The organism is Akkermansia muciniphila, from assembly GCF_030848305.1.
GTDB classification, from domain to species: Bacteria; Verrucomicrobiota; Verrucomicrobiia; order Verrucomicrobiales; family Akkermansiaceae; genus Akkermansia; species Akkermansia muciniphila_A.
The window spans coordinates 1,060,399-1,078,516 of the sequence record NZ_CP114598.1 but is presented as its reverse complement, the minus strand read 5'-3'; the positions used below and the strand labels follow the sequence as shown (position 1 = coordinate 1,078,516).

Annotated in this window: 15 protein-coding genes; 9 read left to right on the top strand and 6 right to left on the bottom strand. The window is 57.8% G+C overall.

What is annotated here, in order from left to right:
- Positions 1-126 precede the first annotated feature (126 nt).
- A complete protein-coding gene (locus O4G22_RS04740) occupies positions 127-465 on the top strand; it encodes a cupin domain-containing protein (RefSeq protein WP_179218549.1) in 339 nt (112 codons plus the stop codon).
- A 147-nt stretch (positions 466-612) separates the two neighbouring features.
- On the opposite strand, the gene O4G22_RS04735 is transcribed toward O4G22_RS04740, so the two are convergent.
- Complete coding sequence (locus O4G22_RS04735; protein WP_297405337.1) at positions 613-1,170, bottom strand: cob(I)yrinic acid a,c-diamide adenosyltransferase; 558 nt, start codon at positions 1,168-1,170, stop codon at positions 613-615.
- A 146-nt stretch (positions 1,171-1,316) separates the two neighbouring features.
- Between O4G22_RS04735 and O4G22_RS04730 the strand changes: the two genes are divergently transcribed.
- Entirely contained in the window at positions 1,317-1,538 is a 222-nt protein-coding gene (locus O4G22_RS04730) for a hypothetical protein (RefSeq protein WP_297405338.1), read from the top strand.
- Positions 1,539-1,585: 47 nt separating this feature from the next.
- Positions 1,586-2,818 (top strand): MFS transporter, encoded by a 1,233-nt coding sequence (locus O4G22_RS04725; RefSeq protein ID WP_297668005.1) that lies wholly within the window; start codon positions 1,586-1,588, stop codon positions 2,816-2,818.
- An 11-nt stretch (positions 2,819-2,829) separates the two neighbouring features.
- On the opposite strand, the gene O4G22_RS04720 is transcribed toward O4G22_RS04725, so the two are convergent.
- Complete coding sequence (locus O4G22_RS04720) at positions 2,830-3,747, bottom strand: LysR family transcriptional regulator (protein WP_306702291.1); 918 nt, start codon at positions 3,745-3,747, stop codon at positions 2,830-2,832.
- 130 nt (positions 3,748-3,877) lie between these two features.
- Here O4G22_RS04720 and O4G22_RS04715 point away from each other — a divergent pair, with 130 nt between their 5' ends.
- From O4G22_RS04715 to msrB, 3 genes are all read left to right on the top strand, one after another.
- Positions 3,878-4,993, top strand: a complete 1,116-nt coding sequence (locus O4G22_RS04715) for an RtcB family protein (protein ID WP_306702290.1) — start codon at positions 3,878-3,880, stop codon at positions 4,991-4,993.
- A 210-nt stretch (positions 4,994-5,203) separates the two neighbouring features.
- The gene (locus tag O4G22_RS04710; protein ID WP_306702289.1) at positions 5,204-5,698 is read left to right on the top strand and encodes a hypothetical protein; all 495 of its coding nucleotides are present in this window, start codon (positions 5,204-5,206) and stop codon (positions 5,696-5,698) included.
- A 139-nt stretch (positions 5,699-5,837) separates the two neighbouring features.
- Positions 5,838-6,965, top strand: coding sequence for a peptide-methionine (R)-S-oxide reductase MsrB (gene msrB, locus O4G22_RS04705; protein WP_306702425.1), 1,128 nt, complete (start codon positions 5,838-5,840; stop codon positions 6,963-6,965).
- Positions 6,966-7,271: 306 nt separating this feature from the next.
- On the opposite strand, the gene O4G22_RS04700 is transcribed toward msrB, so the two are convergent.
- A complete protein-coding gene (locus O4G22_RS04700) occupies positions 7,272-7,841 on the bottom strand; it encodes a L,D-transpeptidase (RefSeq protein WP_295980277.1) in 570 nt (189 codons plus the stop codon).
- 269 nt (positions 7,842-8,110) lie between these two features.
- On the opposite strand from O4G22_RS04700, the gene acnA reads away from it, so the two are divergent.
- Positions 8,111-10,864, top strand: coding sequence for an aconitate hydratase AcnA (gene acnA / locus O4G22_RS04695; RefSeq protein ID WP_306702288.1), 2,754 nt, complete (start codon positions 8,111-8,113; stop codon positions 10,862-10,864).
- Positions 10,865-11,050: 186 nt separating this feature from the next.
- Positions 11,051-11,716 (top strand): peptidoglycan recognition protein family protein, encoded by a 666-nt coding sequence (locus O4G22_RS04690; protein WP_306702287.1) that lies wholly within the window; start codon positions 11,051-11,053, stop codon positions 11,714-11,716.
- Between the two features lie 77 nt (positions 11,717-11,793).
- Here the strand turns inward: O4G22_RS04690 and O4G22_RS04685 are convergent, their stop codons facing one another.
- Positions 11,794-12,966 (bottom strand): hypothetical protein, encoded by a 1,173-nt coding sequence (locus O4G22_RS04685; protein ID WP_306702286.1) that lies wholly within the window; start codon positions 12,964-12,966, stop codon positions 11,794-11,796.
- A 113-nt stretch (positions 12,967-13,079) separates the two neighbouring features.
- A complete protein-coding gene (locus tag O4G22_RS04680) occupies positions 13,080-15,689 on the bottom strand; it encodes a DNA topoisomerase (RefSeq protein ID WP_297546488.1) in 2,610 nt (869 codons plus the stop codon).
- Between the two features lie 234 nt (positions 15,690-15,923).
- Here O4G22_RS04680 and O4G22_RS04675 point away from each other — a divergent pair, with 234 nt between their 5' ends.
- Positions 15,924-16,361, top strand: a complete 438-nt coding sequence (locus tag O4G22_RS04675; RefSeq protein ID WP_297673322.1) for a hypothetical protein — start codon at positions 15,924-15,926, stop codon at positions 16,359-16,361.
- Between the two features lie 69 nt (positions 16,362-16,430).
- On the opposite strand, the gene cobA is transcribed toward O4G22_RS04675, so the two are convergent.
- Positions 16,431-18,044 (bottom strand): uroporphyrinogen-III C-methyltransferase, encoded by a 1,614-nt coding sequence (cobA, locus tag O4G22_RS04670; protein WP_306702285.1) that lies wholly within the window; start codon positions 18,042-18,044, stop codon positions 16,431-16,433.
- Between the last annotated feature and the right edge of the window lie 74 nt (positions 18,045-18,118).

Here is an 18,118-nt window from a genome sequence, read left to right as displayed (position 1 = left end):
TGACTCCGTAAGTAAGCACCATATGAATGCTGAATGCCAAGGTCCGCTCCCGGGTCTGGAGCGGACCTTTTTCCCGGAAGCCTGTCATGGAGAAACGGGAAGAGCCAACAAGGATGTCCAATTTGTATGACATCCATTCAGCGCCTCCCCGAACGCACGCCCTTCAATTACGCCGATCTGACCGATTACCGCGAAGGGCAAATCACCAGTCTGGCCCTTGTACGCTCCAAAGGGGTCAACATGACCATTCTGGCCTTTGACAGCGAACAGCTCCTTCCCACTCACCAGACGCCCGGTCCTGCGCTGATACAGATTCTGGACGGGACGGCGTACTTCACCGTGGGCAATGAAGAAGTTATTCTGCCCCAGGGAAAAAGCCTTCTGATTCCCGCCGGAGTGCCTCACTCCGTCATTGCCCGGGAACGGTTCAAAATGCTGGTTACTTCCATCCTGCCGCTGGATTGACCGGGAAGCTCCCCCCGGAGATAACGAAGAACAATTCCGGGGGCTTTGCCCTCCGGACATGGAGCTGCGGCAAAACCATTCTTTCCGGGCTTCTCCCGACACAGGAACCACGCAGATACGCAAGGAAGACGGGCGGAAACGGCCTGCTCAGGCGTGGCCCTTTTCCCCTGCGGCCAGCGCCTCAAAACGGGCCAGCACCCAGCAGAGATCGGAAAGGCGGTTCAGAAACAAGGCTGTGTTCACGTTGCTCAGGGCATGATCCAGCCTCAATGCAACCACACGGCGTTCCGCACGGCGGCAGACGGAACGGGCCAGGTCCAAATATGCGGAACCCAGCGATCCTTCCTTGCCCGGGCGGGCCCAGCCTTTGAAACGGATGTCGCATTCCTTTTCCAGCAGATGAGCCTGTTCCTCCAGCCATGTCACATCTTCCGCCGTAATGCGGGCGTACCCCTTGGCGTCATATTTGGGCAAATCTTCCTCCAGCGTAGCCAGTTCCCCCATGGCTCCCACCAGACGCGCCTGGACGCCGTCCAGCATCTCCACCGTCCGGGAGCTTACCCCGGAATGGCGCACCACGCCAATCAGGGAATTTAATTCATCCACCGTTCCGTAAGCTTCAATGCGCGGCGCTGTCTTGGGACTCCGCCTGCCGAACATCAGGTCCGTTTCGCCGCTGTCTCCACGTTTGGTGATTACACTCATACCATGTACCCTACCATGCCCACGCCGTCCTGCACGCAAAAAAGAAGGCATATTCCGGAGCGGGAGCCAGCGTCATCTTTCCCGGTGCATATCGCACTCTCTATTCTTTTGACATGCAATAAAAACTATATAAGAAGAATGAATAAATGCTTCTGCTTCGTCTTCTTGCCGTTTTCCTCCCTCTCTTCATCAGCTTCCTTTTTGAGGCATGCTCTAAACAGGGAAGCGCCCTGCTGCCTGGAGAAATAATCGTGAACGCATCGGAACTGCCCGGCCCCATACAGGAATGGAAGACGGATTCAACCTGTGAAAGATGCCTGACCATCAATCTGGACAATCCGTCCCTTCCCCGCTCCTCATCATCATGACACGTCAGGCCGTTTGAAACTTTTCCCAACGGCTGTACAACCCCTGCATGACCCGGACCAGAGATGAATTGGCGGCGGGAACCGCACCATCCGTCAAAGCGCCTCTCTGGACGCGGGACTACATCCTGGCCTGTTGCGCCAACTTAATGACGGGGCTGGCCTTCTATGAACTGGTGCCCGTTCTCCCGCTGTATCTGACGGGGCAATTGCAGGTCTCCTCCGGCTGGCTGGGCTGGATCATGTCCATTTATGTTCTGGCCGCCATTATCTCCCGCCCCTGGTTCGCACACCGGGTGGATACCGGAGACCGCAAAAAGATTTACATCACGGTTTACATTCTGCTGGCCCTGTCCTTTTCAGGGTATGCTGCGGCCGCCACCGCCCTGGCGTTTTTCCTGACGCGTTTCATACAGGGCCTGATCTGGGGAGGCATGACCACCTCCGGCCCGACAATGGCGGTGGATATCATCCCCCCTGCCCGCCGCGGGGAAGGCCTGGGTTTCTTCGGCATGACAATGACGCTGGGCATGTGCCTGGGCCCCGTCATCGGCCTTCAGGTATACCAGCAGTACGGCTTTTACGTGATTACCTGGAGCTCCCTGCTCCTGTGCCTGGCCGGAGCGGGCATTGCATCTCTCATCCGCGTTCCCGGGAGCCCTGTTCAGGAGCCCGTGTATGAAACGCCTAAAAAGGTACTGGACCGTCTGGTGCTGCGCGTGGGCATTCCGCTGGCGGTGAACGTAATGATCGCCACCTTCTCCTATGGCGTGGTGGCCGTGTATTCCGCCCTGTACGGGGAAATGCACGGATTCAGATACGCCGGGCTGTTTTACGCGCTGATGGGGCTGGGCATGCTGGTCTCCAGATTCATGGTAGGCAGACAAATCGACCGCGGACGCGTGGCGGAGCTTTCCGTCATCTCCCTGGGCATTCTGACCGTCAGCTTCGGCGCGCTGGCGCTGGCGCCGCTGGAATGGATTTACTACGCTTCCGCCATCCTCATCGGCTTCGGTTTCGGCATTTTCATCCCCACGTTCCAGACTATGAAACTGAACATGGCGGACCGCGGCCACCGGGGAGCCGTCAATTCCACATTTTTCACCGCTTTTGACATCGGGGTGGGAACAGGCATGTTCCTGGGAGGCAAAATTTACGCGTACCTGAACCTGAACTGGGCCTTCGGAGCGGGAGCCCTGCTGAATCTGCTGGCAATCGTGTATTTTTACCGCATTTCCCTGGACCACTACCGGAAAAATAAATTGGGCGTGGATTCGGATTGATTTTCCTTTCATCACTCCCGTTCCGAGATGGAAAAAACATCAATTACCCGTTTGGCTGAAGGCCTCACGCGCAGCAACCGCGGATTCCAGGCCAGGGAAATACTGCGGGACAACCCGTCCAGCGCCGGATGAGCAACCTTGACGAATCCCTCCCCCAGTTCTTTTTCCGCCATACAGGGCAGAATCGCCATAAACGCCCCGCTCTTCAACATGCGGGCCGCAAAAGGAAACGACTGCGTTTCACACTGCACCCGCAGCCTGATGCCGAACTCAGCGCAGTTCCTTTTCAGCAACGCATGAAACCCGGAACCGCTCCCCAGCGTCGCCAGGGGGAACATTTCCAGCAGACGGAGAAAATCCTCCTTCCTCCCCCGCGCCTTTTTCCCGGCCAGGGCTACAGGAACGTACAGCGCATAATCCATGGAGCAAATGACCCGGCTTTCCAACCCTTCCGCCTCCAGCGCGCTGGTACGCACGATGCCGAAGTCTATATCCATATTCTGGAGCTTAGAGGGAATCTCACTGTTGCGGAAGTTCTCCAGCGCGAAAAGCCACGGCAGCCCCCGTTTCTGGATATTCGCCAGAACGGGAGCCGCCACCCAAGCATGCAGGCTGTCCCCGGCTCCGATGGTGAACCGGTAGGGCAGATTCCGGCTCCGGCTTTTGAAATCATCCAGCAGGCACAGGCTTTCACTGGCCAGCCTCACCAGCTCCCACCCGGCTCCGGTAAGAGCCAGCACTTTCCCGCGGCGGCTCGCCAGCTCCACACCGAAGAATTCCTCCAATTCCTTGATCTGCCGGGAATACAGGCTCTGCCGCGCACTGTCCCCCCGGGCGGCAGCGGCAATGCTCCCGGCCTTGGCCACTTCTATCAAGGTTTTCAATCGGTCCAGGGACAGCCCCCGTTCTGCGAAAAGATGCTCAAACATAACTTTATAGTTATATAATATGAATACTTATATAATGCAAGAGTCAAAAAATACGTTATGGTAACAAGGTCACAGGGCGCGAAGGCGCTTTCCGAATATCTCTGCGCCCCTCAACCAAAAGAATAAAACCATGATCACCATTGACGGAAAATACACGGAAGCCCGCGTGTTCACGGATGAACTGGAAGACCTGGCCCGCACCCAGATCAGGGACGTCTGCAACCACCCCGCCTTTGAAGGAAGCCGGGTGCGCATCATGCCGGACGTGCACGCCGGCGCCGGCTGCGTCATCGGGTTCACGGCGGAATTGAAAACGGATAAGGTAATTCCCAATCTGATCGGCGTGGACATCGGTTGCGGAGTGCTTACCGCCAGACTGTTCGGACTACCGGATTTTTCCAGCTTTGACGCACGCCTGCGCGAGCGTGTCCCGTCCGGGATGCACGCCCGTTCCTCCGTTCATCAAGCCCTGCTGGACGACCCGGAACTGGATGAAGAAATCTCCCGCATCTGCATGGATGTGCTGAGAACGGACAAAGACAGGCACCGCCGCTCCGTGGGGTCTCTGGGAGGAGGCAACCACTTTATTGAAATAGCGCAAGGGAAGGAACACGCTTTCCTGTGCATCCACTCCGGTTCCCGCAATTTCGGCCTGAAGATTGCGGAACGCTATCAGAAAATCGCCGTGGACACTTGTCCGGACGCCTATCTCAAAGAACGCAAGAAAGGACTCTGCTACCTTCAGGGAGAAGATACGCTGAACTACATGCGGGACATGAAGGCGGCCCAGCGCTTCGCAGCCCTGAACCGCCGCGTGATACTGCATGAACTGCTGGACGATGCAGCTGATCTGGAAAGTTTCGACACCGTGCACAACTACATTGCGGAAGACCAAATCATCCGCAAGGGAGCTGTCCGGGCCGGACGCGGAGAAAAACTCATCGTTCCCCTGAATATGCGTGACGGCTCCGTCATCTGCATCGGCAAAGGAAATGAAGAATTCAATTCTTCATCCCCGCACGGCGCAGGCCGCAGCATGTCCCGCAAAAAGGCTAAAGCCAATCTCTCCCTGGAGGAATTCGAAGCTTCCATGCAGGGTATCTTCTCCACCTGCGTTTCCCGCGCCACGTTGGATGAAGCGCCGATGGCCTACAAGGATGGCGAGAGCGTGCTGGACAACATCCATGAAACGGCGGAAATCGTGGAACGCATCAGGCCCGTATATAACTTCAAGGCACCCGAATAGCAGGCGCCCCAATACCCGCCCCACCCGGAACATGGCTTTCCGGGTGGGACCTGTTGCCATAAAACGCCCGGGAACAGGAAGAATATCTCCCGTTCTCTCTCAGCTCCATGCAAAAGAACCCCGCAAGGGCATCCAGCCCGGCAACGCTTCATTACCCTGCATTTACTGATGGACACTGCCGGGAACCCATGCCATGCTTCAGCTTCTTCCATGACTGGGGGGAAAGACAACGGCAAAAAACGGAATAAAAACAGGCTGCGCCTATGGGCCTCCATTCTGGCGATTCCCGTTTTTCTGGCGGGAACGGCTCTGTTTTCTTTCCTGTGGAACGTTCCCATGGACAAGCTCGCGGCTCCCCGCGCAGCGGATGCTCCCGTTGCCGTTCTTTTTAGAGAGCCTTGCTCGCCCGCCGCGCGGACCATGTCCAGAGGTTCTTCCCTTCAGCCGGCAATTCTTTCCCTGATTAAAAATTATGTGGGAACTGTCACCAATGCCGGGCGCCTCAACTTTTCCAGCCATGTCCCGCAAGAGGTGGAAATACGGATGGATGGGCTTTCCATCGGCCTGAGCCCTTCCCTGGCCGTCTTCAACTTCCGAACTAAATACGGATTCAGCATGCAGACAAGCAGAAAACCGGACGCCTCCGACCGTGTTATTTACCAGTGGCTGAAAAACAGGATGCAGACGGAAAAACGGGAGAAATAAGGGCATACTGACCCAGGTATCGAACGGAATGAACCGGCTGGTGTCTAATTCTTTACCTTTCCGGAAGAGATGGGGACAACAAATCCCCGGCCCACGGGGCTACGGCGCCCGCACCGGAATACGACTCCATACAGCGTTGATGAAGCATATTTACCACGGACCATGGACACTGGCCGGACTGGCATGCGCCATTCTGGCCGCAGTCGCCATGCTCTCCTTTTTTTCCTGCGGGGAAAAAGGCCAGGCGAGCAGCAATGACAAATCTCATATGGACAACAAGAATTTAAAAACGATTTACCTGGCGGGAGGCTGTTTCTGGGGAGTGGAAAAGTACTTCTCCCTGATACCCGGCGTTCAGGAAACGGAAGCGGGATACGCCAACGGCTCCACACCCTCCCCCACGTATGAAGAAGTATGCAGCGGGAAAACGGGCCATGCGGAAACGGTAAAAATAGTATTTGACCCGGAAGAACTCAGCCTCCCCTTTCTGCTGGAACGGTATTACTCCATTATTGATCCCGTTTCCGTCAACAAACAGGGAAACGACAGGGGAATTCAATACCGCACGGGCATTTATTACGCGGATGAAAAGGATAAACCTGTTATAGAAACGTCCCTGAAAAGGCTCCAGCAGAACTTCAGGCAGCCTCTGGCAATTGAAGTTCAGCCCCTCCGCCAATTTTCACGGGCGGAAAAATACCATCAGCGCTATCTGGATAAAAACCCCGGCGGATACTGCCATATTCCACCCGCCAAATTCCGGGAAGCGGCCCAGGCCCGTGAAAACGAACCTGTTTACCGGAAAAAACCGGACGAAGAGCTGCGCCGCATCCTGACAAACGAACAATTTGCCGTCACGCGGAATAACGCTACGGAACCTCCCTTCCACAACGAATATTTCAATAACGACAGACCAGGCATTTATGTGGACGTCACAACAGGAGAACCTTTATTCCTGTCCACGGACAAGTTTGATTCAGGCTGCGGCTGGCCCAGTTTCTCCCGCCCCATCAAAGAAGAACTGATTCAGGAAAAACAGGATTTCTCCCACGGCATGCGGCGTACGGAAGTCCGCAGCAAAACGGGAGACGCCCACCTGGGCCATGTTTTCGCGGACGGCCCGAAGGAGCTGGGCGGCCTGCGCTACTGCATCAACAGCGCCTCCCTGAAATTCATCCCGGAACAGGAGATGGAAGCGCAGGGTTATGGAAAATACCTGCCCCTGCTTCGCCGGACGGGAACAGACAGAAACGCTGCGGAAAAATAATCCGGAAGGCAAACAGGGAATGCCATCCCTCCTTCTCCATTAATCCTTCACAACCCGGAGGAACACACGGGCAGTCCGTTCATCCCGCAGGTTCCTCGGCTAAGCGGACGGCTTCCATGCCGCTGCCGATGAAGTGAAGACAATGAGCCGGCAGCGGCATGGAAGTTCGGGTTGCTGAGGCAATGCGACTTGCGGCAAGTACCGTTTATTAAAATAGCGGCGGGCGGCGTTTTTTTGTTTAAAAAAATGAGTTTTTTAACGCGGGAAACTTTTCTGCCGGAAAAGCGTCCAGAGATTTTCCGGGCATTATTGTACAATCGTAACGGGCGTGCCTACCTTAACGGTTTTGAAAAGCGGCACGCAGGAAGAGCGGGTCATGCGGATGCACCCATGGGATTGGGGCGTCTGGAAAACAGGGCCTACGTGCATCCCGATGCCGCTGTCCGTCAGCCGCATGAAGTAAGGCATGGAGGCATCATACAAATTGGAAACATGATGCACCGCCTTTTCCGTAATGCGGAAATGGCCCACGGGCGTGCGGTGGGAAGCCTTACCCACGCAAACGGGAAAATCCATGGCGACCTCATCCCCCACCATCAACTGGCCCCTTTGACGCCCGCGGCTGATCACCACGCGCGTATTGCCCGGGGTGGCCTTTTTCATGGTATCCGTATCCATCCATTCGTCGTGCACCTCCGTATAATCAATTCCTGCCACGACCACCCTCGCGTTCGGTCCGTAGGAGGTCATGGGTACGGTTGCAGGCACGGTCAGGGGCACCATGCGCAAATTCTCTTCCTGCGGGCCGGAGCAGGAAGCCAGCGCCAACGCTCCCGTTCCGGCAGTGATTAATAAGATATTTTTCGCGTTCATCATCTTGAAACCTTTCACAGGGTTGGACAATACTGAGAACTTATTTTCAATGTTCCATGACGCACTCTGTTATTCCTGCGGCATGCATGGAGAAAAAATGCCGGAAAAAAACGGAAACCCCGGCGCAAAGAAAAATTACCCCGGCTTCGGAAGGGGGGAAAAATCCGCTCTCCGTCACACAGATTCCTTGCCTTATCACATTTGGCCTGTATAGTACCCGCGACTGCCAGGAGGGCAGCCGCCTGTTTACAGTTAACCCTCTATTCCGCATCATGACCAAGATTGCCAAGAGCACGTTCACCACGGGAGCCGGAACCCCGGGACAGTTTTATTCACTGCCAGCTTTGGCGGAAAACGGCTATTCCCGCCTGAACCGCCTGCCCGTTTCCATCAGGATCGTTCTGGAATCCCTGCTCCGCAACTGCGACGGCCTGAAGGTGACTGAAAAGGATGTGGACAACCTGGCTTCCTGGGATGCGGACAATCCCGGTTCCTACGAAATTCCGTTCACGGTAGCCCGCATTGTCCTGCAGGACCTGACGGGCGTCCCTCTTCTGGTGGACCTGGCGGCCATGCGCTCCGCCGTAGCCGGCCTGGGGAAAGATGCCTCCGTCATTGAACCTCTGGTTCCTGTAGACCTGGTGGTGGACCACTCCGTCCAGGTGGACTGGGCAGGCTGCACGGATGCCCTGGAGAAAAACCTGGACATTGAATTCCAGCGCAATGCGGAACGCTACGAATTCCTCAAATGGGGCCAGCAGGCCTTTCAGACTTTTTCCGTAGTGCCTCCGTCCGTGGGCATCGTCCACCAGGTCAATCTGGAATACCTGGCGCAGGGCGTGATGGAAAAGGACGGCGTTTACTTCCCGGATACCCTGGTGGGGACGGACTCCCATACCACGATGATTAACGGCATGGGCGTTGTAGGCTGGGGCGTGGGCGGCATTGAGGCGGAAGCCGGGATGCTCGGCCAGCCCGTCACTTTCCTGGTTCCGGAAGTAGTGGGCGTCCATATGACGGGAGAACTCCGCGAAGGAGTGACCGCTACGGACCTGGCGCTGCATGTCACCCGGATGCTGCGCAGCCACGGCGTCGTAGGCAAATTTGTGGAATTCTTCGGAGAGGGGGCGGCGGCCCTGCCTCTGGCAGACCGGGCTACCGTAGCCAACATGGCCCCGGAATACGGCGCCACCATGGGTTTCTTCCCCATGGACGAACGCTGCTCCGACTATCTGCGCCAGACAGGCAGGAGCGAAGAAGCCATCACCACGTACGAGAACTACTTCAAGGCGCAGAACCTGTGGGGAATGCCGCGCAACGGAGATCTGGACTACACGGACCAGCTGGAACTGGACCTGTCCGCCGTGGAACCGGCCGTCTCCGGCCCCAGGCGCCCGCAGGACCACATCCGCCTGAACTCCATCAGGGACAGCTTCCGCAAGCTTGTCAGCATGCCCGTGGCGGAAGGAGGCTACGGCAAAAAGGAATCTCCGGAAGTCACAGTCTCCATGCATTCCCCGGCGGGCGTCCCCGTCCCGGTGGACGGCTTCAGCCAGGAAGCGAAGCTGAAAGACGGCAGCATCCTCATCGCCGCCATCACCTCCTGCACCAACACGTCCAACCCGGGCCTGATGCTTGCCGCCGGGCTGCTTGCCAAAAAGGCGGTTGAACGGGGCCTGAAAGTTCCTCCGCATGTAAAAACGTCCATTGCTCCGGGTTCCCGTATCGCCTCCGACTACTTTGCGGCCAACCGCCTTCAGGAATCCCTGGACGCCCTGGGCTTTGAAACCGTCGGCTATGGCTGCACCACCTGCATCGGCAACTCCGGGCCGTTAAATCCGGAACTGGAACAGGCCGTCCGGGACAATGACATCGTCGCGGCCTCCGTCCTGTCCGGCAACCGCAACTTTGAAGCGCGCATCCATGCCTCCATCAAAACCAACTTCCTGATGTCCCCCCCGCTGGTCGTCGCCTTCGCTCTGGCCGGCCGCGTGGATATTGACTTCCAGACGGAACCGCTGGGCACGGACCGCAGCGGGAACCCCGTATTTTTGAAAGACCTCTGGCCCAGCTCCGGGGAAATTGCGGAAGCTGTTGCCAGATCCCGCAACCCGGAAGCCTACCGGGAGCTTTACACCATCACGCCGGACAAGAATCCCCGCTGGGCAGCCGTGTACGCGCCGGAAGGCTCTGTCTTCCAGTGGAATGAACACTCCACCTACATTCAGGACCCTCCCTTCTTCAGCGGCTTCAACGGCCAGCCCCGCACACTGGCGGATATCACGGACGCCCGTCCGCTGGGCATTTTCGGCGATTCCGTAACCACGGACCACATCTCCCCTGCCGGAGCCATCCGGGAAACAGGCCCCGCAGGGCTGTACCTGCAGGGCATGGGCGTGGACAGAAAAGACTTCAACTCCTTCGGCTCCCGCCGCGGAAACGACCGCGTGATGACCCGCGGCACCTTCGCCAATGTCCGCATTAAAAACCTGATGGTGGACGGCACGGAAGGCGGCTACACGCTGTATTTCGGCAACCGCGCCGTTCCCGCCCCGGACAAGGCAATAACCCCGGCTGCGGGAACGCCCGCCTTCATCTATGATGCGGCCATGGCCTATGCTCAGGACGGAGTGCCGCTCATTGTCATCGGCGGAGAAGATTACGGCATGGGCTCTTCCCGCGACTGGGCGGCCAAGGGGACTAACCTGCTGGGCGTCAAGGCCGTCATCACCAAGAGCTTTGAGCGCATCCACCGCTCCAACCTGATCGGCATGGGCGTCCTGCCCCTCAACTTCGCTGACAAGGCGGACTATGATCGCATCGCTCCGTTGAAGGACGCCACCTTCTCCATTCTGGGCCTGAACAACGGCATCGCTCCGCGCCAGCAGGTTACCCTGCGCGTACAGCCCGCAGACGCGGAAGCGTTTGACGTGCCTGTCATCGTCCGCATTGATACGCCTATTGAAAAAGAATACTATCTGGCGGGCGGCATCCTGCAATATGTCCTTACCCAAATCCTCAAATAACGGGGTATGTGCCGGGCGTTCCCGGCACGGCTTCCCCTCGCGGACGGGCTCCCTCCTGAAGGCGCGGCCCGTCCGTTTTATCTGCACAGGGTACATCTGCAGCTTCATGGCGCAGCTCAATTAGTTCAGGTGAACTAATTCCAAATTCTTCTTGCAATCCTTCCAGGCTGTTTCTAGAACAAACGCATGGAATATAGATTTGTCCGGACGGGCTTTCTTGCCGTATTCGCCGCCCTGACGTTCTGCAGCTGTTCGCAGAACGATAAAATGAGGCCTCCGGCCGTCTCCTTTAAAATTCAAAAGGCGTCGGTAATCCCCCGCACACCCGGCCAGATGAGCCGTGAAGTAGGCATTAAAGTTTCCTACATGCCTAAAAATACGTATGCCCGCAAGCGCGCGTCCTCCATGCGTCCCCGCTTCATCACCATCCACAGCACCGCCAACCCCAAGGGAGACGCCAACGCCCACTCCCGCTATCTGAACAGCGGCAAATCCCGCAGCCTGAACTGGCACTTCACTGTGGACCAATTCGGCGCCTACCAGCACCTCCCCACTACGGAAACAGGCCACCATGCGGACCATTCCGGACCGGGAGACCAATACTCCGTAGCCATTGAAATGTGTGAATGCACCACGCACAACCCTGTCGTCATCTACAACAAAACGGCCAAACTGGCGGCTCTGCTGATGATGCGCTACAACGTCCCCCTGCGCAACGTAGTGCCCCACAACTACTGGTCCGGCAAGAATTGCCCCGCCCCGCTGATGACTAACGGGCGCCCCGGATATAAATGGAGCTGGTTCATTTCCCGCGTGGATTATTATTACCGCTGCCTCCAGGCGGGAAAATAACATTTTCCCCCCGCCGTATTGCCGCATATGCAGCGTTCTCCTTTGCCGCTTCCGGCATCAAGGGGACAGGGAATGTTTCAGGTATTCCGCTTCCTGGCGGATTCCACCAGGCGCCGCCGGGCCTCCCGCTTGGCCCGGCATGCCTGTTCACGTTTTCTTTCCTCCGCCAGCGCCGCTTTTTTCTCGGAATCGCATAGTTTCCCGTAAAGCAGCGGGTTCATGGCGGCCTCATCTTCCGGGCCTTCATGATGGTACACGGGCAGGCCGTCCGCGGCCAGCGCCACATGATAGTAACGGCCTTTCTCCTTCAAGCTCCTGCCTTTTTTCTCCAGCCGGGAAAGAATCACGGCATATCCCAGCCCAGGGGCATTCATCAGCTTCCGTCTGCTGTCAAATAACGCGGCCACGCGCATGTTGTCGTAGTCCAGCTTCATGACGCCGCAAACCATTTCACCCTCCGTATTCCAGTATATGACCAGTTTTTTTCTTCCCAGGGAATTGGGCTTGCACGTTTCATAGGCTCCCCTGACGGGGCGGTTTTCCACAAGCAGGGAGTAGTCCGCATTCCTGTAGTTCCTTGCTTCCCTTGCGGCAAGCTGTTCCCCCTGAGGAAGCAGAAAGGAAACGGGAGCGCGCATTTCCGTGCGTTCCTCAGACAGGCATTTGGAAGGAATAAGAACGCCCTTACCCATATCATAATAAACGCAACGGTTCCCCTGCTCCAGAACCACATCGAAATTCTTCTGCCCCCTGCCGCTTTCCGGACGCGCCTGCGGACGGAAGTATTCCCGGATACGGACCGGAGGCCCCTGAATGATGGAAAGCGATGTGGCGCAAACCAGCCCATCCACTTTCCTGGTTCCCGTCAAAGCTCCGGCATTTTTTCTCCGGGCCATCTCCTGATACCGGGGCGGGATATCTTTTTCCGCCGGCGTCCACGTTACCTTTTCCAGTTCCTTCATCAGGAAGGGCCAAAGCATCGCGGCCAGTTTCAGATTCCGGCGCGCCTCCGCTCCCGTCAGAGAAACCGCAAGCGCGGCGTCTTCCTCATCCAGACGGGTTAACGGAATTTCCACGCGCCTGCGCCCCATTTTCAGAACTGCCCCGGCCCCTGTGCAGGACTGGAAACTGCCCTTCACCACATCTCCAAATTTGGAAATCCATTCCCGTTCCCCCGGAAAGGAGCATTCCTCCGCCGGCGCACAAACCGCGCCGCACCACGCCAGCACAGCAAAGAAAAGGAATTTCATCGTCAGGAATCCAGGGGGTGCGCTTTCAAGCTAACATACGGGAACGGCCGGAAAGAAGCTTTTTCCCGGCTCTTCCCTCAATCTCCGTTCCCGGCGGCATTTTCCCGCCGGCGTTATTGCTTGCGCCCCTTTTTGGACGCAGCCCCGGATTTGGAGTCTTTCCCGGCTGTTTTGGCGGCGTTCCGGCTCGTCTTCTCCGCTTTGCCTTCCGTTTTTCCGGCAGCGTTTTTAGCGGGATATTTCCTTTCCCGCGGCGGGAATTCAAAACCGATTTTTCCCGTCTTCGCGTTGAAGACCAGATAAGCGTCAAACGGGCGCTTGGTACGCTGTGAAATGAATCCCTTCATCAGATCGGATTTCCCTTCCGCCAGAATCTTCAATACCTGGTCCAGCGGGATTTCACGCCCCAGAATAGTCCGGGAGACGGAAACGGCGGCATGTTCCTTTCCAAGGGTCAGGGAAGGAATTTTCCAGGCCTTGGCCGTTTCCATCACATCATGCTCTCCCATGTCCGGGATGGTGACGGAAGCCACTTTCACAGCTTCCTCCGCCCCTGCGGCCTCATCTTCTTCCCGCGCCGGGAAATAAAGCGTAGCCCGGAATTTGTCGTTGAGTTCCAGCCCCGCCTCAAAAGGCTTGCCGAACCGGGAGGTAAATCCGTGGAGGATTCCCGTTCTGCCGTCCACAATAAGAGTTTTCAATTCTTCGTCCGTCATGTCGCGGCCGGAGATAACCTTGCGGATGCTGAACTTGCAGGAACGGCAGGAAACGGCGTCCAGCGTGTTCTTCAGGCCGTGGGCATGGCAGGAAGGGCAGTCCAGTTCCATCTCCGGCAGTTCCACCTGTTGCTGGGCTTCCCGGAAATCCTTCACCCTCTTCACGATTTCCCCGGTCAGGGTCTTAATGCCATCCATGAAGGAATCCCTCGGCAGGGCGGCCTGTTCCATCTGCTTGAGCTTGTATTCCCATTCCCCTGTCAGGCTGGGGGAGGTAAGCGTTTTCAGGCCGATGCGTTCCAGCAGGGCAATCAGCTCAATACCGCGGCGCGTCGCCAGAAGTTCGCGGCCGTCCCGGACAATGTATTCCTGGGAAATCAGTCCCTCAATGATGGAGGCGCGTGTGGCGGGAGTGCCCAGGCCGCGTTCGCTCATGGCGGCGGCCAGTTCTTCGTCATGCACCAGCTTCCCGGCTCCCTCCATGGCGGCCAGCAGCGTGGCTTCATTGTACCGGGCGGGCGGCTTGGTCATGGCGTTGCGGATTTCAATTTCACGCAAGGCGGCCTGCTCCCCGTCGCGGACGGGCACCAGTTCTTCCTTGGAGGAAGCGCCGGCTTTCCGTCCGTAAACAGCCTGCCAGCCCGGCTCCACAAGCACCCGGCCCGTGGTCAGGAAAGCGTCCGCCACGCCGTCCTGGTGGGTAATGAGCGTGGTTCTCCGCGTGTCTTCAAACACGGCGGCGGGGAAAAAGACGGCCAGGAAGCGGGCCATGACCATTTCAAAGAGCTTCTGCGCGTCCCCGGTAAGCTTCTCCATCTTCCCGGTCGGGATGATGGCAAAGTGGTCGCTCACCTTTTTCGTATCAAACACGCGCCGGTTGGGCTTGATGCGCTTGTTGTCCAGAATGTCCCTGGCAAAGGGGGCGAATTCAGGATTCTGCTCCGCCACCGTGCCTACGATGCCGTAAACCTTGCCCAGATAATCTTCCGGCAGGTAGCGGGAGTCTGTACGCGGATAAGTGAGCACCTTGTGCTTTTCATAGCATTCCTGCGCCAGCTGCAGCGTGCGCTTGGCGGAAAAGCCGTAGCGGTTGGCGGCTTCCCGCTGAAGGGAAGTCAGGTCATACAACAGCGGAGCAATCGTCGTGACCGGTTTTTTTTCTTCCGTCACCGTGCCGGACTTGCCGCGGCAGCGGTCGCGGATAACGGCTGCCTGTTCCGGATCCCAGATGCGTTCCGCGCGGGAATGGGGATGATCGTTTTTCTTCCAGTCACGGTCAATCCAGCGGCCGGAGTAAGAGCCGGACTGCACGTCAAATTCAGCCCATACTTCCGAATAAGGAACCGGCTCAAACGCCTGGATTTCCAATTCCCTCTGCGTCAGAATAGCCAGCGTGGGCGTCTGCACGCGCCCGGCGGGGGTGACGTTGAAGCCGCCGCGGGATTGCAGGATAGTCAGGGCGCGGGTGCTGTTCAGCCCTACCAGCCAGTCTGATTCGGAACGGCACACGGCGGCATTCGTCAGGGGCTTCATGTCAGCTTCGCTGCGCATGCCGTGCCATGCGTTGAGAATGGCCTCATCCGTCATGGACTGCATCCACAGGCGCCGCGTAGGCTTGGTCCATTTTCCGTAACGCACCAGATTGTGAAAAATCAGTTCCCCTTCACGCCCGGCGTCGCATGCGTTGACAATTTCCGTGACTTCCTTGCTTCTGGCAAGCTGAAGAACCTTTTTCAAACGGTCTTCCGACTGCTTGATGGGTTCCAGTTCAAACTTCCGGGGGATGACGGGCAGATAGTCGAATTTCCACGGCAGGGATTTTCCCTCTTCCGTCATGGGTTTTTTCTGTTCCAGCAGATGCCCCACGGCAGAGGTGATGATGGCCCGGTCATTCTGGTAAAATGCCCCGGACTTGTCCCGGGTGAATTTTCCAAGCTCTTTGCCCAGCACTCTCGCCAAATCAGTGGCGACGCTCGGCTTTTCTGCTATAATTAACGTTTTGGACATATCGGCGGCTCGGAAAAAGTGCTGAACAATAAAGGCGGCGCCCGCTTCGGGAAAGGGGGCGTTGCAGTTGGAGGTGAATTCCTACTCCCCTACCCCCCATGCTTGTCAATAACCAATTATGTACTTACGGGAAAAGCGCGCTTTTATGTCAAAATAACGGATCCTTTCATCTCCATTTTCCCGGGAAGCCGCTCCGCCATCTTGTCAGGCATCCGCCGCCGTGCTATTTACGGGATGATGAAAACTGGCCTTTCTTTCGTTCTTCTTCCCTCCTGCCTCGTGCTGCTGGCAGCCTGCACCCCCACGCCGTCCGACCGCATTGCGGAGAATATGCCGGCTTACGAGCAGCTCCCGAAGGAGCATCAGGCCAAAGTGGCGCGCGGGGAGCTGGCAAAAGGAATGTCCCCCACGGCGGTTCTGCTGGCATGGGGAGAACCCGAACAGAAAATGGCGGGCAGCATGAACGGGAAAAACACGGAACGGTGGATTTACACGCAGAACGGCACGGGCTGGTCCGTGGGTTTGGGCGGAGGAGGATTCCGGGGTTGGGATTCCGGCACAGGCGCCGGGATAGGCGTCACGATGCCCCTGGGCAGCCGTCCGCCCGTTTCCTGCAATGTCCTGTTTGAAAACGGGAAGGTCATCGGCTGGGAAGCCGTCAACGGCTTTTAGACGGCCTCCCCGCGCCTCGTGTCTTCCATCTGCCCGGCCCGGCATTTCACGCCGGCCGCGCCGTTTTCCCTATTTGCCGGCGGCCTTGACGATGGCTTCCACCAGACCGTTGATATCGTGTGTTTTCGCCGTAATTGAAGGGGCATGCCCCAGTTCCTTGAGGGTTGCCGTGGTTACCGGGCCGATGCTGGCGGCCCGGCAGCCCTCCGGCCACGGAAGCCCCAGCTTGAAGAAGTTCTCCGCCGTGGAGGAACTGGTGAACGTCACAATGTCCGCCCCATGTTCGCGGAAAGCCTCCTGGGCTCCCGCCGCATCCTCCGTTTCCGCCTCCGTCTTGTAGGCGATGCATTCATCCACGATGGCGCCCAGAGCATTCAACCCGTCATAAATCACGCGGCGGGCTTCTTCTCCGCGCACCCACAGGAAAGTGCTGTGCTCAATGCTTCCGATTTCTTCGCGCGCGTCCCTGAACGCTTTAACGAGGCCTTCCGCCACAAACTTCTTAGGCATGATATCCACGGCCAGCCCGTATTCCCGGAGCTTCGCCTCCGTCCCCGGCCCGATGGCCGCAATCCTGGCTCCGCCAATGCTCCGGATGTCCCTGTACACGGCAAAAAACGCCTGGAAGAAGCGCTCCACCCCGTTGGGGCTGGAAAACACCAGCCAGTCATACGTGTGGGCGTGCACCACGCTTTCCGCAAATTCCCTCCTGTTGGAGGGCGGGGCAATGCGTATGACAGGCATCTCCAGCACTTCCGCCCCCAGACGGCGCAGGCGCGCGCTCAATTCCCCTGCCTGGGCGCGGGTGCGCGTCACCACGATGCGCTTGCCGAACAGAGGCAGCTGTTCAAACCAGTTCAGGGACTCGCGTTCTTTCACCACATCCCCGATGACCACTACTGCGGGAGCGCTCAAACCGGCCTTTTGCACCCTGGCGGGCAGTGTTTTCACAGTGCCCGTAACCGTACGCTGAACGCCCGTGGTGGCCCACTGGACGGCGGCGGCAGGCGCAGACGGCTCCTGCCCGTACCCGATCAGGGCTTCGCACACATCCGCCAGTTTCTGCATTCCCATCAGCATGATTTTCGTGCCCTGCGCTCCCGCTATTCCCTTCAGGTCCAGGGAAGACGCCTTCTTGTTCACGTCTTCATGCCCTGTGAATACGGTGAACTGCGTGCAATACCTGCGGTGCGTCACCGGAATGCCCGCGTAGGCCGGCCCCGCAATGGCGGAAGTAACGCCCGGAATCACTTCAAACGGGATGCCCGCTTCATGCAGGGCGTCCGCCTCCTCCCCCCCGCGCCCGAAGACGTAGGGGTCGCCCCCCTTCAGGCGCACCACTTTTTTCCCGGCACGGCCCAGCCTGACCAGCAGGGCGTTGATTTCCTCCTGCGGCAGGGCGTGGCGGGAAGCCCGCTTCCCCACAAAAATCCTTTCGCATGCAGCAGGGGCCCAGTTCAGCATTTCCGCCGAACTCAGCGCATCATATACCAGCACTTCCGCCATTCCCAGCAGTTCCCGCCCGCGGACGGTGATCAGCCCGGGGTCGCCGGGACCCGCTCCAAGCAAATAAACAATACCCTGTTGCATGCCGCCATTCAACTCCACCATCCGCTTTTTGGCGACAAGAAACCCCGCCATGCCCGGATTCATTTCATGGATGGCCCACCTGTCGCGAAACATCCGCAAAAGGATTCCCGTTTCTTAATAAATGCCATTATTCCGTATGACAGAAGCCGGGGACTCCCCCGGAGGCT